Source organism: Sphingomonas naphthae (genome assembly GCF_028607085.1).
GTDB lineage: Bacteria > Pseudomonadota > Alphaproteobacteria > Sphingomonadales > Sphingomonadaceae > Sphingomonas_Q > Sphingomonas_Q naphthae.
Window position 1 is genome coordinate 904,353 of the sequence record NZ_CP117411.1, and the last position, 22,960, is coordinate 927,312.

Consider the following 22,960-nt stretch of genomic DNA (forward strand, 5'->3'; position numbering starts at 1 on the left):
AAGCGTTTGCCTCGCGCCATGACGATCCTCATTCCCATCCTCGGCGATCAGCTCACCCACGATCTCGCGGCTCTCCGCGATGCTCCGCCAAGCGATGCCGTCGTCCTGATGATGGAGGTCGCCGACGAGACGACCTACGTCCGCCACCACAAGCGCAAGATCGCGCTGATCCTGTCGGCCATGCGCCATTTCGCCGACGAGCTTCGCGGACGGGGATGGACGGTCGATTACATCCGCCTCGACGATCCCGATAACAGCGGCAGCTTCACCGGCGAAGTGGCGCGCGCGGTCGAACGCCACCGTCCAAGCGCGATCCGCATCGTCGAGCCCGGCGAGTGGCGGGTAAAGATGATGATCGGCGGCTGGGCGAAGCGCTTCGGCATCCCCGTCGATATTCTGGTCGATGACCGCTTCCTGTGTGGCATCCTCGAATTCCAGACCTGGGCGCAGGCGCGCAACGATCTGGTGATGGAATATTTCTATCGCGAGATGCGCCGCAAGACTGGCCTGCTGATGACCGCCGACGGCCAGCCCGAAGGCGGGCAGTGGAACCTCGACAAGGACAATCGCGCGCCGCCGAAACACGGTCTCAACTATCCCGAACCGATGCACTTCGCGCCCGACGAGACGACGCGGGACGTCATCGCGCTGGTGGCGGAGCGTTTCGCCGGTCACTTCGGACGGCTGGAGAAGTTTGCCTTGCCCGTGACCGCCGGGCAGGCGCGCCGCGCGCTCGCCCATTTCGTGCGGACGGCGCTGCCCGATTTCGGCACCTATCAGGATGCGATGGTGACCGGACAGGACTGGCTCTACCACAGCTGGCTCAGCCCCGCGCTGAACCTGGGCCTGCTGACCCCGCTCGAGGTCGCCGGGGCCGCCGCCCGCGCCTATCATGCAGGGGATGTGCCGCTCAACGCGGCGGAGGGCTTCATCCGCCAGATCATCGGCTGGCGCGAATATGTTCGCGGCTATTATTGGATGGAGATGCCGGATGTCGCGGCCGCCAACGCGCTCGGCGCGACGCGGCCGCTGCCCGAATTCTACTGGACCGGCGAGACCGACATGCTGTGCCTCGCCGAAGCGATCCGCAACACCCGCGACCATGGCTATGCCCACCATATCCAGCGGCTGATGGTGCTGGGCAATTTCGCCATGCTGGCAGGCGTCCGGCCGCAGGATGTCGCCGACTGGTTCCTGGTGGTCTACGCCGATGCCTATGAATGGGTGGAACTGCCCAACGTGATCGGCATGAGCCAGCATGCCGATGCCGGCCGCCTCGCCACAAAGCCCTATGCCGGCGGCGGCGCCTATATCGATCGCATGTCAGACCATTGCGGCCGGTGCCGCTACGACGTGAAGCAGAAGGTCGGCCCCGATGCCTGCCCGTTCAACGCCCTCTACTGGGATTTCCTCGCCCGTCACGAACGCCGCTTCCGCCGCAACCGCCGCATGGTGCACATGTACTCGAACTGGGATCGCATGAAGCCGGAGGTTCGCGACGCCTATCGCGCGAACGCGTCTGCGTTTCTCGATACGCTCGAACCGGCGGCCGTGGGGTGGGCGAAGTAGCGGTGTTGGCGCCGGGAGCTACTTCGCCCGCCGATTGCGGCCGCGCGTCATCGGATCGGGCTTCTTCGGCGGGGTCCAGCCGGCGGGCGGCGTGACCCTCTGCTGGCTCGTGCCCAGGCCCATGGCGCCCGGCTGTTGCCGGCTTAGCCCCGACGTATCGGCCTGAGCCACCTCCTCCCGCGAGGTGCCGCCCCGCAGGAGGTTGAGCTGGTCACGCAGCCGTTTGGCTTCCTCGAAATCGAGCGCGGCGGCGGCGGCTTCCATCCGCCGCCGCAGGTCGTCCGCCTCGCCGCCCATCAGGCCAGCGTGCGGACCTTGGGCTCGCGCGCGTAGAAACGCTTCGCCGCCGCCTTCACGAAGGGTTTGCCAAGACCCACCATGCCCTCGTCCGGCTCGACGCCGGCCTTGTCGAGCAGCGGCCTGGCCGCCTCGCTGTGGCCGATCGCCTTGCAATGGCCGAAGGCGTCCATCACGAACTGGATCGCGGCGGCCTCCTTCAGCAGCGCCGCGCAGCCCTCTTCCGAAAGCACCAGCGCGATCGCGCCGACGAACACCGAGGGGAAGCCCGCCAGCTGGGCATCGGCCTTGAGCAGCGACCCGTCCGACATCTTCGTGCCGCCCACCTTGGGCGCGATCAGGATCGGCTTGCCGCCCGCGTCGCCGATCGCCGAGGTCAGCGCATCGACGGCGGCGGCGTCCGAGCCGTCGGCGATGAGGATGCCGATCGCCGCGCCCTCGATCGAGGTGGGCACCAGCGGCCCCTCGATGATGCGCAGCGCGGGCGACAGGTCGAGATCCTGCACCGGCACCGCCGTGGGCGAGGCGGCGGGCAGGTCCATGGCGAGGCCGTCGGCGACGCGCGCCGCCAGATCGGGATCGACGTTGACGAGGTTGGACAGCATCCGCGTGCGGACATGCTCCAGCCCGACCTTGGACAGCTCGAACACGATCGCCGAGGCCAGATGCGCCTGCTCAGGCACCGCCAGCGAGCGGAAGAACAGCCGCGCCTGGCTATAATGGTCGGCGAAGCTCTCGGGGCGGATGCGCAGCTTGTCGCCCTGCTCGTCGGCGCCGGTCGCGGTATTGGTCGTCTTGAAGCCCGACATGGGGCATTCGCGCGGGCCGGCGATCTCGCCGCTCTCGCTCAGGCTGTTGGGCTCGTAATTGGCGCGGCCCTTGGGCACCTGCATCTGCATGTGGCCGTCGCGCTGGAAGTTCATCACCGGGCATTTGGGCGCGTTGATCGGGATCTGGTGGAAGTTGGTCGATCCCAGCCGCTTCAGCTGCGTGTCGAGATAGGAGAAGAGCCGGCCCTGAAGCAGCGGATCGTTGGTGAAATCGATGCCGGGCACGATGTTGGCCGGGCAGAAGGCGACCTGCTCGGTCTCGGCGAAGAAATTGTCGGGATAGCGATCGAGCACCATCCGGCCAACCTTGCGGACCGGGCACAATTCCTCGGGGATCAGCTTGCTCGAATCGAGCACGTCGAACGGCAGGCTGTCGGCGAATGTCTGGTCGAACAGCTGGAGGCCCAGTTCCCATTCGGGGAAGTCGCCCCGGTCGATCCGTTCGAACAGGTCGCGGCGCTGATAGTCGGGATCCGCACCGGCGATCTTCACCGTCTCGTCCCAGATGGTCGATTCCAGCCCGGCCTTCGGCTTCCAGTGGAATTTCACGAAGGTCGCCTTGCCCTCGGCATTGACCAGCTTGAAGGTGTGGATGCCGAACCCCTCCATCGTCGCGAAGGAGCGGGGCAGGGTGCGATCGGACATGGCCCACATGATCATGTGGGTCGATTCCGGCATCAGCGAGATGAAATCCCAGAAGGTGTCGTGGGCGGTCGCGGCCTGCGGATAGCCCTTGTTCGCCTCCATCTTGGCGGCATGGATCAGATCGGGGAATTTGATCGCGTCCTGGATGAAGAACACCGGGATGTTGTTACCGACGAGATCCCAATTGCCCTTCTGCGTGTAGAATTTCACCGCGAAGCCGCGCACGTCGCGCGGCGTGTCGACGGAGCCCGCACCGCCGGCGACGGTGGAGAAACGGGTGAACACCGGCGTCCTCTCGCCGGCGCGCTGGAAGAGATCGGCTGCCGTGATGTCGGACAGGCTCTCGTACAGCTCGAAATAGCCATGCGCCGCAGAGCCACGCGCATGGACGATCCGCTCGGGAATGCGCTCATGATCGAAGTGGAAGATCTTCTCGCGGAGGACGAAATCCTCCAGCAGCACCGGGCCGCGCGCGCCGGACTTGAGCTGGTTCTGATTGTCCGAGATCGGGATGCCCTGATTGGTCGTCAGGATATCGTCGCCGGTTGCGATCTGGTGCGTTTCGCCCCCGTTGCCGCTGCTCGGGTCGAGGGTCTGCTGCTTCGCCATGAAATTCGCTCCTCCGCTGGAGCGACCTAAACCGGCGGAAAGGCTGATGGTTCAGCGATGTGCGAGAAAGAAAGACAGCGCTAACATAGGCTAACGGCGGGCCGCTCTTCAGGGCCGAACGGCGGATGATCCGGCCTTGGCAGGCCATCCGCCGTTCACTCCAGGAGCGTTCAGATGAGGACGCTTAGCCGCCCACCTCCGCCAGCGAGCGCGGCTCATGCATCGGGCAGCCGTTGAATTTGCCGCGATAGTCGGCCGACATTTTGTACGGATCCTTGCGGGCGCGGTTGACGCCGCCCAGCGGCTGGTGCGCCGCAAGGCCGTGCCAGGGGCTGAAGGACAGCGCGTCTTCCGTCGCCTCGCTGGCCGGATGCTCCCACGCGATCTGCGGCGGCACCGTGAGCGTCGCCACCGTCAGGAACGGGCTCAGCGCCTCGTCCCATGGCACCGAGGCGTCCTCGATCGGCATCTTCTCCAGATCACGGTTGAGCTGGACCCGCAGCTCCCACACGCCGCCCTGTTCGGGCAGCAACCGGTTCATCTCCTCACGGATGGCGTCGGGGCGGCCGGTGGCGTCGATCTGCTCCTCCGCGAAATCCTTGATCGCGGAGATGGGGACGAGCTGGAACTTGGCGATATGGGCGCCGTAACGGAACGGCGTCTGGCTGAAATAGGTCTGGCCCAGCGGGTGGAAAGGCTTGGCCCCGCCCAGCGTCTGGAACATCGACGATTGGCCGCCGACCGCCTCCAGCGCGCTTTCCGCCGTGCGCAGGAACGCCGACAGCACCTTCTTGGCGCCCTCCGCCTTGTCGGTGGTCTTGGCCAGCAGCTTCAGGTTGGTCAGGAATTTTTTCGGGTTGGGCGCCGCGAAGGCCGGGCCGTTGACCATCACGAAATCCTGCGTGTCACCTTCGGCACCGGGCAGCCGCTCGCCGGGTACGCCGATCACCTTCAGCGCCAGCCCGCGCGGCAGGGTGATCGAATCGTCGAGGATATCGCCGGCATTGGTCGAGAAGCGCAGGATTACCTCATAATCGCCGGACTGCGCGAACATCCCCTGCGCCAGTTCGGACGGCAGGCCCTCCTGCACGCGCAGCTTGCCCTTGGCCAAACCGTGGCCCTTGGCGTGCACCGATCGAACCGCATGGCCATAATCCTGCGAGGTCGTGTCGAGGATGATCTTGAATTGATCCTCCAGCCCGCGCACCGTCTCCGCCTCGTCCGGTTCGTGCTTTTCGACGTCGGGCGAGTAGGCCACGGGATGGGTCATGCGTGTTTCCTCCGAAATATTCGGACACTGAACCATTCGCTTGTCGTGTCGTTCCGCCCATGGGACAGTCGTTCGGCCAAAAAAGCCGATAAATTAATATGGGTTAGCGGGAACAGAATGACCGAGCAGAAATCGGACGAGCCCGAGATTAAGCCGTTCGCCGGGCCGGCGGGCGGCTGGGGATCGGTGCGGTCGCTGGCGGAGATCATGCCGCGCGAAAAGATAGCGCCCGGCACGCTCGTCGAACTCGGCCGGCAGAACAAGCCCGACGGTTTCGCCTGCGTCAGCTGCGCCTGGCCCAAGCCCGCCGACCATCATCCGTTCGAATTCTGCGAGGAAGGCGCCAAGGCGACCGCATGGGAACTGACCACCCTGCGCACCACGCCCGATTTCTTCGCCGCGCATACGCTCACGGAACTGCGCGGCTGGCGCGATTACGATCTGGAGCAGCACGGCCGCCTGACCCACCCGCTGCGCTACGATCCCGCGACCGACAAATATGTCGCCTGTAGCTGGGCCGAAGCCTTCGACGGCATTGGCGCCGCGCTGAAGCCGATCGATCCCAAGGCTGTGGTGTTCTATTCGTCAGGCCGCACCAGTCTCGAAGCCTCCTACATGTACGGGCTGATGGCGCGCATGTTCGGCAACCAGAACCTGCCCGACAGCTCCAACATGTGCCACGAATCCACCTCGGTCGGCCTGAAGGCGGCGATCGGCGTGCCGGTCGGCACGACGCAGCTCGAGGATTTCAAGCATTGCGACGCGATCCTGTTCTTCGGCCAGAATGTCGGGTCGAACGCGCCGCGTATGCTGCACGACCTGCGTGCCTGCCGGAAGCGCGGGGTGGAGATCATCACCTTCAATCCGCTCAAGGAACGGGGGCTGGAACGCTTCACCGATCCGCAGAACCCGATCGAGATGGCGACCCTGGCCGAGACGAACATCTCGACCCAATATCATCAGGTGCGCGCCGGCGGCGATATCGCGGCGATGACCGGGATCGCCAAATATCTGATCGAGTGGGACGATGCGGCGCGGGCGGCAGGCGAACCCGAGGTGCTGGATCACGCCTTCATCAAGGCCCACACCAACGGTTTCCCCGCCTTCGCCGCCACGGTCCGCGCCGCCGAATGGGACGCGATCGAGCGCGAATCCGGTCTGGCGAGGGCAGAACTGGAGGAAAGCGCCAAGGTCTATGCGAAGGCCAAAGCGGTCATGGCGATCTACGGCATGGGGCTGACCCAGCATGTGAAGGGCGTCGAGAATGTCCGCATGGTCGTCAACCTGCTGCTGATGCGCGGGAATATCGGCAAGCCGGGTGCGGGGCCGACGCCGGTGCGCGGCCATTCCAATGTGCAGGGCCAGCGCACCGTCGGCATCACGGAGAAGACCGATCTGGTCCCGGTCGACAGGCTCGAGGCGCGATATGGGTTCATCGCGCCGCGCGAGAAGGGGCTCGATACGGTCGAGAGTTGCCGGGGGGTGATCGACGGATCGGTGAAGGCGTTCGTGGCGCTGGGCGGCAATTTCCTGCGTGCCGTGCCGGAGACCGCGGCGATGGAGGCGGCCTGGCCGAACCTGGACCTCTCGGTGCAGATCGCGACCAAGCTCAACCGCAACCATCTGGTGCCGGGCAAGCTCACCTATCTGTTGCCCTGCCTGGGCCGGATCGAGGAGGACGTGCAGGCGAGCGGCCCGCAGGCGGTGTCGGTCGAGGATTCGACCAGCTGCATCCACGGCTCGCGCGGCAAGGTGGCGCCGGCCAGCCCGCACCTCCTGTCCGAACCGGCGATCGTCGCCGAGATCGCCAAGCGCATCTTGCCCGCCAATCCCAGGGCCGATTGGGACGGCTGGGTCGCCGATTACGCCACAATCCGCGCGTCGATCGCCGAAACCTATCCGGATGTGTTCAAGGATTATGAAGCCAACCTCTTCAAGCCGGGCGGCATGTGGAAGGGTAACAAGGCTTCCGAACGCATCTGGCTGACCGAGAGCGGCAAGGCCGAGTTCCACACGCCGGCCGGGCTTTCCGCCACCGGCTTCGCGGACGCGGCCGGGCGCTACCGGCTGATGACCTTGCGCTCCAACGACCAGTTCAACACCACCATCTACGGCTATCACGATCGCTTTCGCGGGGTGAAGGGCACGCGCGACGTGCTGTTCATCAACGCCGCCGACATGGCCGCCGCCGGGCTGACGGAGGGCCAGATCGTCGCGCTGGAAAGCGATGCGGGGGACGGCGTCGCCCGCCGCCGTGACGGCCTGATCGTCACGCCCTACGACATCCCAGCCGGATGCCTCGGCGCTTATTATCCCGAGTGCAACGGCCTGATCCCGGTGGAGCATCATGCCGAGCAGAGCCATGTCCCGGCCGCCAAATCGGTGCCGGTGAGGATCGTCGCCTGAGCGGCCGACGATGACCGCGAGCGTAAGCGCCGCTTTCACGCGCCTGTCGGCCGATAGCGCGGTGGAGCGGATGAAGCGCGCGCTGGCTGTCGAGGCGCCCGTCGCCATCGAGATCAACGGGCTGGGCTATGCGGTATTGATGGCCAGCCCAATCGACCTGATCGACCTGGCCTATGGCTTTCTGCTGACCGAGCGATTGATCGAATGGGCGGGCGAGATCGTCGATGTCGAACCGCACGAGACGGAAGCCGGCTACATCCTGCGGATCACCGCCGCGCGGCCCGTCAGCGATCGCCTCGCCCAGCGTGTCCGTCATCGCACGTCGGATGCCTCCTGCGGCTTGTGCGGGATCGAAAATCTGGAACAGGCGCTTCGCCCGCTGCCAGTGCTGGCGAACCGTTGGACGGGCTCGGACGCCGCCATCTTCGCCGCGCTGGATCGGCTGAAGGACGGGCAGCCCCTCAATCGCGAGACCGGCGCCGTCCATGCCGCCGCTCTATGCTCGGACGACGGGATGATCCTCGATGTGCGTGAGGATGTCGGCCGCCACAACGCCTTCGACAAATTGATCGGCGCGATGCTGCGCGCCGGCCAAGGATGGGGCGATGGTTTCGCCCTGCTCACCTCGCGCTGCTCCTACGAACTGGTCGAAAAGGCCGTCCTGTCCGGCTGCCCGATGCTCGCGACCATCTCCGCCCCCACCGACCTCGCTGTCCGCCGCGCGGCCGAAGCCGGCCTCGCCCTCCGCGTTCTCGCCCGGCCAGATTTCTGCCTGGCGACCACGCCATGATCCTTGGCGCCGTCCTCGCTGGAGGCCGGTCGAGCCGCTTCGGTTCCGACAAGGCGATGGCGCAACTGCACGGCAGACCGTTGATCGATCATGTGATCGACAGCCTTGCCACCGTCACGTCGCACATCGTGGTATGCGGCCGCCCCTATGGCGGCTGGACGAGCCTCGCCGACCGCCCCGCACCCGATCTGGGTCCGCTGGGCGGCCTTGCCGCCGCGCTGCACCATGCTGCCACCAACGGCTTCGATCGGGTCATCACCGCGCCCTGCGATACGCCCCTTCTGAGCGAAAGCCTGCTGATCCGGTTGCGCGACGCCGAGGGCGATGCCTGCCTTGCCGACCTGCCCGTCATCGGCATCTGGCGGAGCGGGGCCACGGCGCGACTGGAGGCCCATTTGCGCACCACACGCCGGCGATCGATGCGGCATTGGTCGGAAACGCTCCGGGCGGAATTGCTGCCCCACCCCGCGCCCGCCAACATCAATCGCCCGGCCGATCTGGATTTGCTTCATAGCTGACCGCCGTTTGAGCGTCGATGAGGGACTGGTTCGGGGCCGTCAGTCTAACGCGAACCGCTCTCCCCACGATGGTGTTCGGTCCATGAGGGCAGGGGACTAGCTTGCGAGCGATTGCCACTTCGCCAGGGCGGCGGAGCGACGTTCCTAGTAAGTCTGGCGATCGACGAGGTGGCGTTCGAGGTTGAAATGATTGTGGACGTTGGCGTGGACCGAGGCGAATTTCTGAAGGGTCTTCATTCGCCTGAATCTCAGTATCGCCCGCTCTCGTCGTCGAAAGGGGAGGTGGCTGTTCTCGACGCGGTTGTTAGCCCAGCGACCGACCTCTTGCTTCTCGGCATTGCCCAAGTCGTTCATCGCCGCGCAATAGGAGCGCAGACCATCGGTGGTAATGGCCTCCGGTGACCCGTGGCGCTTCAGCGCCTTCTTCATGAAGGTGAGAGCCGCATCCTTGTCGCGGGTCTTTGTAATGTAGCTCTCGAGCACCTCACCCTCGTGATCCACGGCTCGCCAGAGGTAGACCATCTCACCATTCAGCTTCACGTACATCTCGTCCAGGTGCCACCGCCAATGGCGAAACCCGCGCATTCGTGAAATACGCTGCCGACGAATATCGCCCGCGAACATCGGCCCGGAGCGGTTCCACCAGTGCCGCACCGTTTCATGGCAGATGTCGATCCCGCGTTCGAACAGCAGATCCTCGACGTTTCTCAAACTAAGCGGAAAGCGCGCATACATCATAACCACGAGGCGGATCGCCCCGGGTGACGAATTGAAATAGCGAAGACGTCTTGAAGGAAGTGCTCGTGATCTGCGGCTCGGTTTGGCCAGATATTGTCGATCGCATGTTCCTGCCACGTTGCCCTGACACCGCCCGCTACCCTCATGCCGAACCACTCCAACATAAACCGGCCCCGCGGTCGAATAATTTTTTGGGCTGATGGCGTCACGCCCAGACTGATCGCGAAATTTGGCTGAAATCTGGCAAAAACGTCTATCGTACTTGGTCGCCACGCCAACCCATAGCGCTTGACAGATCATTGTATACACGCATACAAACATGTGAGAATATAACGATGTTGGAGAGGGTCGTGACAATCATGAGAAAAAGGGGGGGCTACATTTGGTCGTCTTCGGTCGTCGCTTTGGGGCTGGCTGCGCCGCTTCAAGCGCAGGCGCCTATTCGAGCAACCGCAGCTCCTGATGAGATCGTCGTGACCGCGCAGCGGCGGGTCGAGCGGCTTCAGGACGTGCCGATTTCCGCTACCGTCGTGAGCGGAGCGGAACTTCAGAAGAAGAATCTTATCACCTTGGAGCAACTGACGGCGGAGACGCCGGCCGTGGTCGTCACCAAGGGCGGCGCCGCCAATCGCCTGTCGATTCGGGGCGTCGGCTCGGGTGATAATAACCCCTTGTTCGAGCAGTCGGTCGCGACATTTGTAGACAACGTCTATCAGGGACGGTCGCGATCGAACGGGGCTGCTTTTCTCGACCTTGCTCGGGTCGAAATTCTAAAGGGGCCGCAGAGCGTTTATTTCGGAAACAATGCGATTGCCGGTGTTCTCAATATCGTCACTCGCGATCCCGGTGACCGCCTCGAAGGCTATGTTCGCGGATCCTACAATTTCGATTTCAACGCTGGCACTGTGGAGGGCGCTGTGGGTGCCCCGCTTACCGAAACACTCGGAATTCGCGTGGCGGGGATCGTGACGCGAGGTAACGGCTATATTCGCGACCTTGGGCTGGGTGGGCTGCGCATTCCGCGCGTTCGATCCTACGCCGGCCGCGCCACCGTGCGCTGGCAGCCGATCGACGATCTGACTTGGACCATTAAAGCAAGTGGCGAACGGAGCCGCCAGACCGGCGCCATCGCTGACGAGATCGCTTATTGTCCGCCCGATCCCTTGTTCACGGCCGGTGCCACGGGAAGTTGTCTCATCGCGCTCAACAGGGGCGAGGATGTCCGGCTCAACCAGGTCCGCTCCCACAGCCCGGGTCAGGGCATCGACGTCAACACGCAAAGCTATGTGTCGTCGCTCAGCTACGACGCGGGGCCGCTCGAACTGTCGTCGATCACCGCCTACGGTCGGACTCGATACACCCAGCGGCTGGATACGGACGGTACGAGCGCAACACTTACGCATTTCACGACGCCGGAACGCTTCTCGCAGATGAGCCAGGAGTTCCGTGTCGCGACGCGCCGGGATAGCTGGATCGCGCTGGATGCTGGCGCTTATCTCAATCGCGAGTTTATCCGGGGCGGGGTGAACTACAACTTCACCTCGCTCAACTCTCGGCTCACCGGTCAGTTCGCCGCGCTCGCGCCTCTCGGGTCATTCGGGCAGTTCGATGATTACCGGCAATGGTCGAAGACCTACGCAACCTATGCTTTCGCTACTTTCCGCCCGACTGCCCAGCTGACCCTGGCGGTCGGCGGCCGGCAGAGCTGGGTCGATAAATCGATCAGCCTCAACCAGGGTTTCGGCATCTCGCTGGGCTCGTTCGGCAGCATCACGCCCTATCCGACTGCTACCTTGGAGGCGCTTGGCAGTCGCTTCGGTACCGCTGCGGGTCTTGGCGTCGCAGGCGTACGCCAGGCGCGGCGGTCGGACGCACACTTGAGTCCTTCGGCGGTCTTCACCTATCAACCCCGACCGACGCTCAACATATACGCCAAATATACCAACGGCTTCAAAGCCGGCGGTTTCAATGGCCTGGAGCATACCGGCGCGGCGGCGGCCTTGTCGTTCAATCCCGAATATGTCGATGGCTATGAAGCGGGCATCAAGAGCCAGTGGTTCGACCGCCGCCTCACGTTGAACCTCGCGGTATTCCGAAACGACTTCAAGGATTTGCAAGTCTCGGTTTCGCAGAATTTCGGTGTCGGCGTCATCAACGTGATCGGTAATGCCGGTGGCGCGCGGGCGCAGGGCGTCGAAGTGGAGGGGCGCTGGCGCGTGATCAGTGGGCTGACCACCGGTCTCAGCCTGACGTTGCTCGACTCCAAATTCACCGATTATCGCAACGCTGGCGGCAACGCGCTCGACGTGCAACAGGGGCGCCCGTTCGTCGACCTGACAGGGGTGCGCACACGCTATGCTCCGAAGTACAGCGGCAATTACACGCTCGATTATCTGGCGCCGATCACCAGCGGATTGAAGATGCGGCTCAATGGCAGCGCCTTCTTCACGGATCGATACAATTTCTCGAACAACAATGACCCATTCCTCACGCAGGGTAAATACGTCCGCCTGGGGGCCATTCTGGGAATTACCGACACCGATGAACGGTGGGAAGTGTCGCTCGTCGGCAAAAATCTGACCAACCGGCTCATCCGCGTCTTCGGGACCAACCTGGCTCAGTCGCGCGGCTCCTATTTGATCGGTACGGACGAACCGCGCAGCATCGCGCTGCAAGCCAATCTGCGTTTCTGAAGGATCAGCCGATCATGACCGGACCGATAGGCCATTTGCAGACGATCGAGGCTCCGGCTGGCGAGGCATCACCCCGGAACCCCGACGCACGACCATGGACAACGGTCTGGATTCTTACGCTCCTCTACGCGATCGCCTATTTCGACAAACGGCTTATCACACTCCTGATCGATCCGATCCGCGAGACGATCGGCGCCACGGACCTCCAGATGAGTCTGCTGTCCGGAGCGGCTTTCGTTTCATTCTACGTAATCTTCTCCTTTCCGATCGGCTGGGCGGTCGATCGGATGCAACGGCGCAACATCATCTTCTGGGGTGTGGCGAGTTGGTCGGTGTTCGCCGCACTGGGCGGCCTCGCCCGCAGTTTCTGGCAATTGCTCGGCTCCCGCTTCGGGGTCGGGGCAGGAGAGGCTGCGCTTATGCCGGCCGCGCATTCGATGATCGCGGACCTCTTTCCGCGCGACAAACTATCGCGCGCCCTAGGTATTTTTACGCTGGGCGCTTTCATCGGCTCCGCTTTGTCGTTCGCGATCGGCGGGACGATGCTGAGTCACTTCAAGCGGGGGGACGGCATCGATCTCCCTCTGATCGGCTCGATGCTGCCGTGGCAGGCGGTGCTGCTGCTGGCAAGCCTCCCCGGCATTCCCCTGGCGCTGCTTATTTTCGCGGTGCGCGAGCCGCGGCGTGGCCACGCTAACATGCAGCACCGGAGCAGCGCGGGCGCCGCCACCTACCTGAGGCGGCACGCGGGCTTCTACGCGCTTCACTTCATCGGGTTCAGCACACTCGCGATCATGACGGCCGGCGTTTCTTCCTGGCTGCCGACACACATCATGCGAACCTACGGCGAGCCCGTCGGGCGCGTCGGCATGTTGCTGGCGACCTTCCAACTGACGGTGGGGCCGCTCGGCATGCTGCTGGTTGCCCGAACGGTCGATCGCATGTTCAGAGCTGGCCAACGGGACATTCACATGATGTTTTACGTCTGGGGCGTGCTCGTGCTGGCCGCCGCCGGCATACTCATCGGTCTCGCGCCGAATGCGATCATCGCCTACGTCGGGATCGTCATCTACGATTCCCTGCACGGCGGTTTTCTTCCGGTCGCGGGCGCGATTCTGCAACTGACCACGCCCAGCCAGTATCGCGGCCAGGCGACCGCCATTTTCTTCGTATTCTATAATGTCATGGGGCAAGCATTGGGGCCGATCGCGGTCGCCATGTCGACCGACCTTCTTTTCGGTAGCGATCGGATGATCGGCTCCGCCATCGCACTGACATGCGCGGTGGTTGGCCCGATCACCGCGCTGCTCCTTCTTCGCAGCCGCCGACCACTTCGCGCGGTACTGGCCGATGCTGAGAGCGTCGCCGCCGTGGTCGCTTCACCAAGGGACAATCATTGATGCACATGTGGGACGATTGGGCGCGCACGGCGCAGCCCCTCAAGGGCAAGGTCGCCATCGTAACGGGAGCGGGGCGCGGTTGTGGCCGGGCCATCGCACAGGGCCTCGCGGCGGCGGGCGCGAGCGTTTGCTGCGCGGCGCGGTCCAAAAGCGAGATCGCCGAGACGGTAGCGTTGATCGAGGAGGAGGGCGGCGTCGCTATGGCCTTCGCCGCCGACGTGACCGATCTGCAGAGCGTGACCGCCATGACTCACGCGACAATCGCGGCTTACAGTGGGCTCGATCTGATGGTGCTCAGTCATGGCGTCGCGCTGGCTGTCGGTCCAGTCGAGACGACCGATCCGGTGGACTGGCAGCGGACGATCGACGTTAATCTGATCGGTTCCTATTACTGCATTCGCACCGCCGTTGCGCCAATGAAGGCGCGGGGCGCCGGCAAAATCATCGTCGTCGGATCGGGGCAGGGGCATAATGGCACGGCTTCGACTTCGGCCTATGCCGCGTCGAAAGCCGGCACCTGGGCATTGACCCGCTCGGTCGCGGCCGAATTGATTGGCTACAATATCAGCGTCAACGAATTGCTGCCCGGCAATGTCCGCACCCAGCTCTACGAAGACACGTTCGGCCAGGTTATTTCGGCCACCCCGGCTGGCGGGGAGCCGATTTCCTCCAAGCGATCGCACGAATGGCTGAAGGCGCCCGAGGACATCGTACCGCTCGCGCTGTTCATGGCTTGCCAGCCCGACATCGGCCCGACCGCGCAGAGCTTCAGCCTGATGCGTCGCGTCTGACGCCGATCGTCTTCATCCCTCACGACGGACATTCCTCATGGGCAGAACATTTTTCGAGAAGATCTGGGACGATCATGTCGTCGCCGATCTGGGCGATGGCGCCTTCCTGATCCACATCGATCGCCATTTCCTGCATGAAGTGAGCGGCGCTGTATCGCTGAAGGAAATCGATGCACGTCATCGCACGGTGCGTAATCCCGAACTGACCTTTGGCACGGTCGATCATGTGCTGGAGACCGTACCGGGGCGCGGCATGACGACACGGATGCCGGGCGGCGACGATTTCCTGCGCGAGTTTACCGAACGGATCGGCCCACACGGTATCCGCTTCTTCGGTCTGGAGGATCGGCGCCAAGGTATCGTGCATGTGATCGCGCCCGAACTGGGCGCGGCGCTGCCCGGCATGACCTTCATCTGCGGTGACAGCCATACCTGTACGGTGGGCGCGGTCGGTGCCTTCGCTTGGGGTGTGGGGTCGAGCGACAGCGAACATGCGCTGGCGACGCAGACCGTGATCCTGACCAAACCGAAGACGTTGCGGGTGAATTTCACCGGACAATTGCAGCCCGGCGTCCACGCCAAGGACATGATCCTGGCCCTGATCGCGAAATATACCGCCGATGGCGGCACGGGTTACGCTGTCGAGTTTGGCGGCGAGGCTGTCCGTTCGCTGCCGATGGATGGGCGGCTCACCCTGTGCAACATGGCGGTCGAATTCGGCGGGCGAACGGGCACGGTTGCGCCCGACGACGTCACCTTCGATTATTTGAAGGATCGCGAATTCTCGCCGAAGGGCGAGGATTGGGAACGCGCGGTCGCTTATTGGCGCACGCTCGCGAGCGACGCCGATGCCGTTTACGATCGCGAATATGAGTTGGACTGCTCCAATCTGGAGCCTCAGGTCACCTGGGGCACCAGTCCTGAGCATAGCGCAGCGCTCGGCGACGTCATGCCTGATCCGCTGGCGACCGATGATGCGGTCTCGCGGACATCGCGGGAGCGGGCTGCCGGCTATGCCGAGATCGCGCCCGGCACGCCGCTGGTGGGTCTGCCGATCACGGGTGCTTTCATTGGGTCATGCACCAACAGCCGTATCGATGATCTGCGTGCGGCGGCAGCGATCTTGAAGGGGCGCAAGGTGGCCGAGGGGGTGACGGCAATCTGCGTGCCCGGATCGACCGCTACCAAGCTGCTGGCCGAGGCCGAGGGGCTCGACAAGATATTCGAGGACGCGGGTTTCGAATGGCGCGAGGCGGGCTGCTCGCTCTGCATGAGCGGCGCCACGGGCGGCGAGAGTTTCGAGCGTGACGCCCGCGTTGTCGCCTCCACCAATCGGAATTTCGAGGATCGACAGGGCCCTCATGTCCGCTCGCACCTCGCCAGCCCCGTCACCGTCGCCGCATCGGCCATCGCCGGTCGCATCGCCGACGCCCGCGCCTTCGCCAGCCAGGAAGATCGTTGATGAGCATGAAGCCGTTTGTATCCGAAACCGGCGTCGCCGCCGCGATCATGCGCAATAATATCGATACCGACCAAATCACCCCCGGCCACACTGGGATGAAGGTCCAGAAGACGGGCTTCGGCAAAGGGCTGTTCTTCAACTGGCGCTATCTGGCGGATGGCTCGGACGATCCCGATTTCATTCTTAATCAGGGTGCTTTTCGGGAATCGAAATTCCTGCTTGCGGGGCCGAACTTCGGCTGCGGGAGTTCGCGGGAGTTCGCGGTCTGGGCGCTGCGTGATTTTGGTATCCGGGCGGTGATCGCCCCCAGTTTCGGCGCGATCTTCACCAGCAACTGCTACATGAACGGCGTTGCGCCAATCGCGATCGAGGAGGCTGCCGTTCAATCGATCGCCGACGAGATCACTCCGGACAATTGCGTGATGACGGTCGATTTGGCGGGCCAGGTCATCCATTCGCCCGATGGGCGCAAGCATCTTTTTCATCTCCCCGACCTTCAGCGCGAGCGGCTGGTTGAGGGGCTCGACGCGATCGATGCGACGCGCAAGCGGGACGATCAGATCGCAGCCTATCAGGCCGCAGACAGGCTGCGCCGGCCTTGGGTCTATGATATCGTGGGAGAGGCCGCATGACGGATTTTGTTGGCCTCGCGGACCTGCTCAAGCGGGAAAATCCACTGCTGCTGCCGGTGGCGCACGATGCGCTGTCGGCCCGCATGATCGAGCGTGCGGGTTTCGCCGCCGCCGCGATCGGCGGCTTCGGCGTGATCGGGTGCCGTACCGGCCTGCCCGATCTCGGCCTCGCCAGTTTTGGCGAGATCAGTGCGGCCGTACGCGACATCGCTGGCGCGACACGCTTGCCGCTGATCGTCGATGCCGACGATGGCTATGGCGACGTCAAGAACGTCGTCCGCACGGTCCGGGTCTATGAGGATATGGGGGTCAGCGCGATCGTGCTGGAGGATCAGGTCAGCCCCAAGAAGTGCGGCCACGCGGCGGTGACCCGTGAGGTCGTGCCGGTGGCGACCGCCGAAGCGAAACTCGCCGCCGCGATCGAAGCCCGGCGCAACCCCGATTTCGCGATCGTTGCAAGGACGGACGCACGGCTCGTGGAGGGGCTGGACGCGGCGATCGAACGCGGCCGCCGCTACATCGATAAGGGTGCCGATGCCTTGTTCGTAGAGGCGCCGACGTCGATCGGGGAACTGGAGACGATCGGCGCCGCATTCGATGTACCGCTGATCGTCAACGCCGCCGAACGCGGCAAGACGCCGGTGCTGTCCCCCGAAACCTATCGCGACATGGGCTTCTCCATCATCCTCTATCCCGCGACGCTTCTCCTCCGCATGATTGGCACGTTCGAGCGTACCCTCGCGGCTCTCCGCACCGGAAAATTCGCCGAGGAGGGCGAATTGCCGACCTTTGCCACGCTCACCAACATCATGGGCATGGATGAATGGATGGAGATCGACCGTCGCCATGGCTGATGCCGGGACTCGTCGCGCGCTTATCATGGCGGGCGCGGGGGGGATCGGCGCGGTGCTTGCCGAATGTTCGATCGCTGCCGGCTATGACGTGACGGTGACCGATCGCGACTCCGCTGTCGGCGAGGCACTCGCGGCGCGGATCGGCTGTTGTTTTCTGCTCTGCGATCTTGCCGATGAGGCCGCGATCGATCGGGTGGTGGCGACGACGGGCGCGGTGAACCTGCTCGTCAACAATGGCGGCATTTCCGGGCCGACCGCGCCCGTCCAAGCCCTGGATCCGCAGATGTGGCGGGCCTTGCTCGACGTGAACCTGACCGCGCCATTCTTGGCTTGTCGCGCGATGATACCGCTGATGCTGGCGGCGGGGCAGGGGGGCTCCGTCGTCAACATGTCTTCGGTCGCGGCGCGTATCGGCTATCGCAACCGAGCCGCTTACGCCGCCTCCAAGGCCGGCGTGCTGGGGCTGACGGCGGCGCTGGCGCGCGAAGTCGGGCGGCACGGCATCCGCGTGAACGCGATCCTGCCCGCAACAACGCGCGGTAAGCGGATCGATCAGGTTCTGCGCGATTATGCGGCCGCCACCGCTCTTTCTCCAGAGGAGGCGCGCGACCGGTTCCTCGGTCGCCATGCGACCGGTGCGCTGGTCGAACCCGAAGATATCGCCGACATGATCCTGTTCCTCGCGGGACCCGCCGGTCGATCGATCACCGGCCAGTTCATCGGCATCGATGGCGGCTTCGAATGACGATTTTGCAGACGACCCCGCTCCCGTCGCCGCAGCAGCCAAGTGATCTGCTCGGCGACGCGGTTCCGATCCTCGATCAGCTCGACGATCCCTGCGTTTGGCTTCGCGCGCAAGGCGGCGACGTGGAGTGCCTAATCACCCATTCGATGCGTGGGGCGCCGGCGGCGCTACTGAACTCTCTGCCAAACTTGAAGCTGATCGCCAATTTCGGCGCCGGGATCGACCTGATCGACGTTGAAGCCGCACGGCGAGGGCAGGTCGCGATCACCGCTTCGGGCGATGTCCTCACCCACGATGTCGCGGATATGGCGCTCTGGCAGATACTGACTCTTCTCAGGGGCAATGCCCACGCCGATGCCTTCGTCCGCGCCGGCGACTGGACCGGCGGACCGCTCCCGCTCGGCCGATCGGCGCGAGGGCGCCGGATCGGCATTCTGGGCTTCGGGCGGATCGGACAGGCGATCGCGCTGCGGGCGGAGGCGATCGGCATGATCGTCGGTTACCACAGCCGCAGCGCAGTCCTATGGTCGGAATTACGGCACGAAGCCGATCCCTTGGCGCTCGCGCGCTGGGCCGACGTCGTGGTTGTCGCGCTTCCCGGTGGGGCGAAAACGGAGGCGTTCGTCGATGCCGCCTTCCTTGACGCGCTCGGGCCGGAGGGGATGCTCGTCAACATCGCGCGGGGCAGCGTGATCGATGAGCGGGCGCTGATTGCCGCCTTACGTGACCGCCGATTAGGCGCGGCGGCGCTCGATGTGTTTCGCGGCGAGCCGGCGCTCGACCCCGACCTGCTCGAAGCGCCCAATCTCTTGTTAACGCCCCATATCGGTTCGGCAACGCGCGATGCCCGTGTCGCGATGTTGGAACATGTCGTCGCGAACGTCCGCGCCTTTCGCTCCGGCATGCCACTAGCCGGCCGCATCCTTTAGCCCCTCGAAGGAACACCGATGACGCGGCCCCCTTATCGTTCGGCAACCATCACCGACGGCATCATACGCACCACGACCCGCAGCTTCCTCTACGGTCTCGGCCAGGACGATGAGGACATCGCTCGCCCGCATATTGGCGTGATCCATACCGGCGGAGAGATGAGTCCGTGCAATCTCACGCTTCAGGCGCAGGCGCAGCATGCCAAGACCGGGGTCTACGCTCATGGCGGCACGCCGCACGAATGTCCCGTAGTCTCGGTTTCGGACGGCCTGTCGGTGGCGCATTCGGGCATGCGCTTCTCGCTGATTTCCCGCGAACTGATCGCCGACAGCGTGGAAGCGACCGTGCGTGGCCACCAATGGGACGGCATTTTTGGCATCGGCGGTTGCGACAAGAATATTCCCGGCATCCTCATGGGCATGGCGCGCTGCAACGTGCCTTCGGTGTTTCTCTATGGCGGATCGGCGCTGCCCGGCCGACGCCATGGCCGCGACGTCAACATCGTCGATACCTATGAGATGATCGGCAAGGTTCTGGCCGGCGCGGAGCCGGTCGAGGAATTGGAGGCGGTGGCGCGAGCCTGCCTGCCGACCGCCGGCTCCTGCGCCGGCCAATATACCGCCAACACCATGGGTATGGTCTCGGAGGCGCTCGGCATGGCGCTCCTCGGCTCCTCGATGGTTCCGGCGGTCTTTTCCGAACGGGCGCCTCTCGCGCGCCGCAGTGCGCGTGTCCTGATGGCGGCGGTGACAGGGGATGGGCCGCTACCGCGCGACATCATCACGCGGCGCTCCATCGAAAACGCATGCGCACTGGTTGCGGCCACCGGGGGATCGACCAATGCAGCCCTGCATCTTCCGGCGATCGCCCATGAATGCGGCTTCATCTTCACGATGGACGACGTTGCCGCGGTATTCGCGCGCACGCCGCTGATCGCCGATCTCAAGCCGGGCGGGCGGTTCCTGGCGAGAGATGTCTTCTACGTGGGCGGCGCTCCAGTGATCCTGCGCTCCTTGCTTGACGGCGGCCACCTCCATGGCGACTGCCTGACGGTGACGGGGCGCTCGATTGGGGAAGAACTGACACAGGCGCCGCTGCCTGATGGCGAAGTGGTGCGGGCCGTGGCCGATGCGATCGCGCCGACCGGAGGCGTCGTCGTCCTGAAGGGCAGCCTTGCTCCTGATGGCGCACTATTGAAGGTCGCCGGCTTGCGCAAACTGGAGCATCGTGGCCCGGCGCGCGTGTTCGAATCGGAAGAGCATTGCCTGGAGGCGATCAAGGCCATGGCTTACGATCCCGGCGACGTGATCGTGATCCGCAACGAGGGGCCGCGTGGTGGGCCGGGCATGCGCGAGATGCTGGGCATCACGGCCCTGATCTACGGGCAGGGACGGGGCGAGACCGTCGCCCTCGTCACCGACGGCCGTTTCTCGGGTGCCACGCGCGGCCTGTGTATCGGCTATGTCTGCCCCGAAGCGGCGGACAGTGGCCCCATCGCACTGGTGCGTGACGGGGACATGATCGCGATCGATGCGCGTGCCGGCGAACTCGTCCTGGATGTCGATCTTTCGGCCCAGGAGATGGCGGCACGCCGGGCAGCGCTACCGTCGGCTCACCTTGAACGGCTGGGCGGACTACTCGAGAAATACCGTGGCTCTGTCGGGCCGGCGCATCTAGGCGCGGTTACCCATTCGGGTGGGGTGGTCTGGTCACGCGATCAATGAATCGGCTCGGCTTCGTCGGGCTGGGCGATATGGGCGCCGCGATGGCCGGCCGATTACTGGAACTGCATCCGCTCCGCGTCTGGGACCGCACGAAGACGCGGAGCAACGCCCTCGCCGCGCACGGAGCGGTCACCTGCGATACTCCCGCTCGGTTGGCAGCCGCCTGCGACTTGGTTGGCCTCTGCCTGACCAGTGACGATGCGGTCGATGCGGTGCTGTTCGGCGATGACGGATTGCTCGCGGATCGATCCAGTCATGGCCTTACCATCGTCAATCTGTCGACCGGATCGTCCGAATACGCTCGCGAGGTCGCATCGCGAACGGCGGGGCTCGGTGTTGCATGGGTCGAGGCGCCGGTATCCGGTGGCCCCGAGGCGGCGCGCGACCGCCAGTTGACGATGTTCATCGGCGATACGATCGATGCGGTATCGAGCGCTGAGCCTCTCCTGGCGGCATTGTCCGCGAACCGAACCCGTCTCGGTGGTGCCGGTTCCAGTCAGGCCGCCAAGCTCTGCAACCAGATCATCGTCGCCGCTAGCTTGAAGGCGATTGCCAAGACGATAGCGATCGCACGAGCGGCCGGCGTCGATGTCGCGTGTCTGCCTGCGGCGTTGCGTGGCGGTTTTGCCGATTCCCGGCCGCTGCAATTGTTCGGGCCAAGGATGGCAGCGCATCGATTTTATCCCCGGTCGGGCTCAATCGCGCTGATGGCGAAAGATGCGGCGTTTGCGGCGGGCATGGCGGCGGCCATCGGCGTGGAGGCGCCGATGCTCCGGGAAACAAGGCATTCGCTCGATCGGGCGGTCGCACATCCCGAAGTGTCGCCGGACGACGATCTGTCAGCGCTGCTCCGGCTGTTCGACCGCACCGACCGTGACGATTGAGGTGGGGGTCTGATGGCGCCTATAGAGGAGGTTTGACGGATCATATGCGGCGCAGCCTGGCCGTTTGAGGACAAGATGATAGAGCCCGATACGGGGACGCGGGGAGAAGCGGTCGCAGCATGGATCCGTGAGCGGATCGTGAATGGTGCGTTGTTGCCGGGTGCCCATTTGCAGGAGCAGGCGATCGGTAATCTCACCGGTACATCACGGACTCCGGTGCGCGAGGCGCTTAAACTCCTCCAGCGGGAGCAACTGGTCATTTACTCGCCCAATCGCGGGTATGTGGTCCGTCGTTTCAGCCTGAAGGATATCTTGGACGCCTTCGACGTTCGCGCTACACTGGAGGGAATGGTTTGCCGTCTCGTCGCCGAGAAGGGGCTGAGCGCCGAAGCAGATGCGCGTCTGACCGAAATCATGAGCGAGATGCATGCTGTGGCTTTTGGTACGATCTGGGGCGAGCGCGAAAGCTTCCGCTGGTTTGATCTTAACTTCTTGTTCCACAGACTCCTGATCGAGCAGGCCGACAATCCAATGTTGGGTGGTGTCATCATTCAGACCCAGCGCCTACCGCTGATCTTCGACACCAATCAACGCCTCCAGAGCGCATCTCAAGTCAGCCGCTTGTTCGGCGAGGCCGATACCCAGCGATCCTATCGCGACCATCTGGCGATCGTCGCCGCTATCCGCGCGCGGGATGTGGACGGCTCCGAACAACTGATGCGAAAGCACATTCTTTCGAGCCGCGAGACCATGCAGCGCAATTTTAGCAAGGCTTATCCTGGTGGCCAGACCTATGATCCGTAAATGATCGATGGGGTATTGCGGTGGAGCCCCCTCGGTCGTGACGTAACTCTCGAGCATCTCGCCCTCGTGATCGACGGCGCGCCAGAGGTGGACCATCTCGCCGTTGAGCTTCACGTACATCTCATCCAGATGCCATCGCCAATGACGAAACCCGCGCATGCGAGACACGCGCTGCCGGCGGATGTCGCCAGCGAACATCGGGCCGAAGCGGTTCCACCAGTGCCGCACCGTTTCGTGGCAGATGTCGATCCGGCGCTCGAACAGCAGATCCTCAACATTCCGCAAGCTCAGCGGAAAGCGCACATACATCATCACCCCGGGCGATGAGTTGGATTAGCGAAACGGGCAGGGCGGCAGCGCCCTGGACTT

The 22,960-nt window shown here is 64.2% G+C and carries 19 protein-coding genes and 1 pseudogene; 15 read left to right on the forward strand and 5 right to left on the reverse strand.

Annotated elements, in window-relative coordinates; translation table 11 throughout:
- Window positions 1-18: 18 nt before the first annotated feature.
- Window positions 19-1,569 (forward strand): cryptochrome/photolyase family protein, encoded by a 1,551-nt coding sequence (locus tag PQ455_RS04270; RefSeq protein WP_273689488.1) that lies wholly within the window; start codon window positions 19-21, stop codon window positions 1,567-1,569.
- 18 nt (window positions 1,570-1,587) lie between these two features.
- Here PQ455_RS04270 and PQ455_RS04275 read toward each other — a convergent pair whose 3' ends face one another.
- From PQ455_RS04275 to PQ455_RS04285, 3 genes are all read right to left on the reverse strand, one after another.
- Window positions 1,588-1,866 carry a UvrB/UvrC motif-containing protein gene (locus PQ455_RS04275; protein ID WP_273689490.1) on the reverse strand — a complete coding sequence of 93 codons (279 nt, stop codon included), beginning with the start codon at window positions 1,864-1,866 and terminating at the stop codon, window positions 1,588-1,590.
- Entirely contained in the window at window positions 1,866-3,950 is a 2,085-nt protein-coding gene (locus tag PQ455_RS04280; protein ID WP_273689491.1) for a catalase, read from the reverse strand. The genes PQ455_RS04275 and PQ455_RS04280 overlap by 1 nt, the downstream gene beginning before the upstream one ends.
- 184 nt (window positions 3,951-4,134) lie before the next feature.
- Window positions 4,135-5,220, reverse strand: a complete 1,086-nt coding sequence (locus PQ455_RS04285; protein ID WP_273689492.1) for a catalase family protein — start codon at window positions 5,218-5,220, stop codon at window positions 4,135-4,137.
- Between the two features lie 117 nt (window positions 5,221-5,337).
- Between PQ455_RS04285 and PQ455_RS04290 the strand changes: the two genes are divergently transcribed.
- From PQ455_RS04290 to mobA, 3 genes are read left to right on the forward strand one after another with little or no spacing between them, the layout of a single operon-like run.
- Entirely contained in the window at window positions 5,338-7,626 is a 2,289-nt protein-coding gene (locus tag PQ455_RS04290; protein WP_273689494.1) for an FdhF/YdeP family oxidoreductase, read from the forward strand.
- Window positions 7,627-7,636: 10 nt separating this feature from the next.
- On the forward strand, window positions 7,637-8,416 hold the full coding sequence (gene fdhD / locus PQ455_RS04295) for a formate dehydrogenase accessory sulfurtransferase FdhD (RefSeq protein ID WP_273689496.1): 780 nt from the start codon (window positions 7,637-7,639) through the stop codon (window positions 8,414-8,416).
- The gene (gene mobA, locus PQ455_RS04300; protein WP_273689498.1) at window positions 8,413-8,934 is read left to right on the forward strand and encodes a molybdenum cofactor guanylyltransferase; all 522 of its coding nucleotides are present in this window, start codon (window positions 8,413-8,415) and stop codon (window positions 8,932-8,934) included. Before fdhD ends, mobA begins: the two co-directional genes overlap by 4 nt.
- Before the next feature lie 144 nt (window positions 8,935-9,078).
- Here mobA and PQ455_RS04305 read toward each other — a convergent pair whose 3' ends face one another.
- Window positions 9,079-9,762 carry an IS6 family transposase gene (locus tag PQ455_RS04305; protein WP_420542857.1) on the reverse strand — a complete coding sequence of 228 codons (684 nt, stop codon included), beginning with the start codon at window positions 9,760-9,762 and terminating at the stop codon, window positions 9,079-9,081.
- A 383-nt stretch (window positions 9,763-10,145) separates the two neighbouring features.
- Between PQ455_RS04305 and PQ455_RS04310 the strand changes: the two genes are divergently transcribed.
- The 11 genes from PQ455_RS04310 to PQ455_RS04360 all read left to right on the forward strand — a co-directional run bounded on the left by PQ455_RS04310 (window position 10,146) and on the right by PQ455_RS04360 (window position 22,591).
- Entirely contained in the window at window positions 10,146-12,365 is a 2,220-nt protein-coding gene (locus PQ455_RS04310; protein WP_273689500.1) for a TonB-dependent receptor, read from the forward strand.
- A gap of 14 nt (window positions 12,366-12,379) precedes the next feature.
- Window positions 12,380-13,765 carry an MFS transporter gene (locus PQ455_RS04315; RefSeq protein ID WP_273689501.1) on the forward strand — a complete coding sequence of 462 codons (1,386 nt, stop codon included), beginning with the start codon at window positions 12,380-12,382 and terminating at the stop codon, window positions 13,763-13,765.
- A 5-nt stretch (window positions 13,766-13,770) separates the two neighbouring features.
- Window positions 13,771-14,556 (forward strand): SDR family NAD(P)-dependent oxidoreductase, encoded by a 786-nt coding sequence (locus tag PQ455_RS04320; RefSeq protein WP_273691230.1) that lies wholly within the window; start codon window positions 13,771-13,773, stop codon window positions 14,554-14,556.
- A gap of 37 nt (window positions 14,557-14,593) precedes the next feature.
- The gene (locus PQ455_RS04325) at window positions 14,594-16,018 is read left to right on the forward strand and encodes a 3-isopropylmalate dehydratase large subunit (RefSeq protein WP_273689503.1); all 1,425 of its coding nucleotides are present in this window, start codon (window positions 14,594-14,596) and stop codon (window positions 16,016-16,018) included.
- Window positions 16,018-16,650, forward strand: coding sequence for a 3-isopropylmalate dehydratase small subunit (gene leuD / locus PQ455_RS04330; protein WP_273689505.1), 633 nt, complete (start codon window positions 16,018-16,020; stop codon window positions 16,648-16,650). The genes PQ455_RS04325 and leuD overlap by 1 nt, the downstream gene beginning before the upstream one ends.
- On the forward strand, window positions 16,647-17,504 hold the full coding sequence (locus tag PQ455_RS04335; protein ID WP_273689506.1) for an isocitrate lyase/PEP mutase family protein: 858 nt from the start codon (window positions 16,647-16,649) through the stop codon (window positions 17,502-17,504). Before leuD ends, PQ455_RS04335 begins: the two co-directional genes overlap by 4 nt.
- Window positions 17,497-18,249, forward strand: a complete 753-nt coding sequence (locus PQ455_RS04340; protein ID WP_273689507.1) for an SDR family NAD(P)-dependent oxidoreductase — start codon at window positions 17,497-17,499, stop codon at window positions 18,247-18,249. The genes PQ455_RS04335 and PQ455_RS04340 overlap by 8 nt, the downstream gene beginning before the upstream one ends.
- Window positions 18,246-19,178 carry a 2-hydroxyacid dehydrogenase gene (locus tag PQ455_RS04345; RefSeq protein ID WP_273689509.1) on the forward strand — a complete coding sequence of 311 codons (933 nt, stop codon included), beginning with the start codon at window positions 18,246-18,248 and terminating at the stop codon, window positions 19,176-19,178. The genes PQ455_RS04340 and PQ455_RS04345 overlap by 4 nt, the downstream gene beginning before the upstream one ends.
- A gap of 18 nt (window positions 19,179-19,196) precedes the next feature.
- Window positions 19,197-20,903 carry a dihydroxy-acid dehydratase gene (ilvD, locus tag PQ455_RS04350; protein WP_273689510.1) on the forward strand — a complete coding sequence of 569 codons (1,707 nt, stop codon included), beginning with the start codon at window positions 19,197-19,199 and terminating at the stop codon, window positions 20,901-20,903.
- Complete coding sequence (locus tag PQ455_RS04355; RefSeq protein ID WP_273689512.1) at window positions 20,900-21,787, forward strand: NAD(P)-dependent oxidoreductase; 888 nt, start codon at window positions 20,900-20,902, stop codon at window positions 21,785-21,787. Before ilvD ends, PQ455_RS04355 begins: the two co-directional genes overlap by 4 nt.
- Window positions 21,788-21,862: 75 nt before the next feature.
- Entirely contained in the window at window positions 21,863-22,591 is a 729-nt protein-coding gene (locus tag PQ455_RS04360; protein WP_273689514.1) for a GntR family transcriptional regulator, read from the forward strand.
- A 36-nt stretch (window positions 22,592-22,627) separates the two neighbouring features.
- On the opposite strand, the pseudogene PQ455_RS20990 reads toward PQ455_RS04360, so the two are convergent.
- Window positions 22,628-22,903: pseudogene (locus PQ455_RS20990) on the reverse strand (DDE-type integrase/transposase/recombinase); the annotation flags it as partial.
- Window positions 22,904-22,960 lie beyond the last annotated feature (57 nt).

Coding starts and splice junctions, on each gene's coding strand:
- fdhD (WP_273689496.1), top strand. CDS start 7,637: ATGACCGCGAGCGTAAGCGCCGCTTTCACGCGCCTGTCGGCCGATAGC.
- PQ455_RS04360 (WP_273689514.1), top strand. CDS start 21,863: ATGATAGAGCCCGATACGGGGACGCGGGGAGAAGCGGTCGCAGCATGG.
- PQ455_RS04320 (WP_273691230.1), top strand. CDS start 13,771: ATGTGGGACGATTGGGCGCGCACGGCGCAGCCCCTCAAGGGCAAGGTC.
- PQ455_RS04335 (WP_273689506.1), top strand. CDS start 16,647: ATGACGGATTTTGTTGGCCTCGCGGACCTGCTCAAGCGGGAAAATCCA.
- PQ455_RS04275 (WP_273689490.1), bottom strand. CDS start 1,866: ATGGGCGGCGAGGCGGACGACCTGCGGCGGCGGATGGAAGCCGCCGCC.
- leuD (WP_273689505.1), top strand. CDS start 16,018: ATGAGCATGAAGCCGTTTGTATCCGAAACCGGCGTCGCCGCCGCGATC.
- PQ455_RS04355 (WP_273689512.1), top strand. CDS start 20,900: ATGAATCGGCTCGGCTTCGTCGGGCTGGGCGATATGGGCGCCGCGATG.
- PQ455_RS04345 (WP_273689509.1), top strand. CDS start 18,246: ATGACGATTTTGCAGACGACCCCGCTCCCGTCGCCGCAGCAGCCAAGT.
- PQ455_RS04290 (WP_273689494.1), top strand. CDS start 5,338: ATGACCGAGCAGAAATCGGACGAGCCCGAGATTAAGCCGTTCGCCGGG.
- PQ455_RS04340 (WP_273689507.1), top strand. CDS start 17,497: ATGGCTGATGCCGGGACTCGTCGCGCGCTTATCATGGCGGGCGCGGGG.
- PQ455_RS04285 (WP_273689492.1), bottom strand. CDS start 5,220: ATGACCCATCCCGTGGCCTACTCGCCCGACGTCGAAAAGCACGAACCG.
- ilvD (WP_273689510.1), top strand. CDS start 19,197: ATGACGCGGCCCCCTTATCGTTCGGCAACCATCACCGACGGCATCATA.
- mobA (WP_273689498.1), top strand. CDS start 8,413: ATGATCCTTGGCGCCGTCCTCGCTGGAGGCCGGTCGAGCCGCTTCGGT.
- PQ455_RS04270 (WP_273689488.1), top strand. CDS start 19: ATGACGATCCTCATTCCCATCCTCGGCGATCAGCTCACCCACGATCTC.
- PQ455_RS04315 (WP_273689501.1), top strand. CDS start 12,380: ATGACCGGACCGATAGGCCATTTGCAGACGATCGAGGCTCCGGCTGGC.
- PQ455_RS04280 (WP_273689491.1), bottom strand. CDS start 3,950: ATGGCGAAGCAGCAGACCCTCGACCCGAGCAGCGGCAACGGGGGCGAA.
- PQ455_RS04325 (WP_273689503.1), top strand. CDS start 14,594: ATGGGCAGAACATTTTTCGAGAAGATCTGGGACGATCATGTCGTCGCC.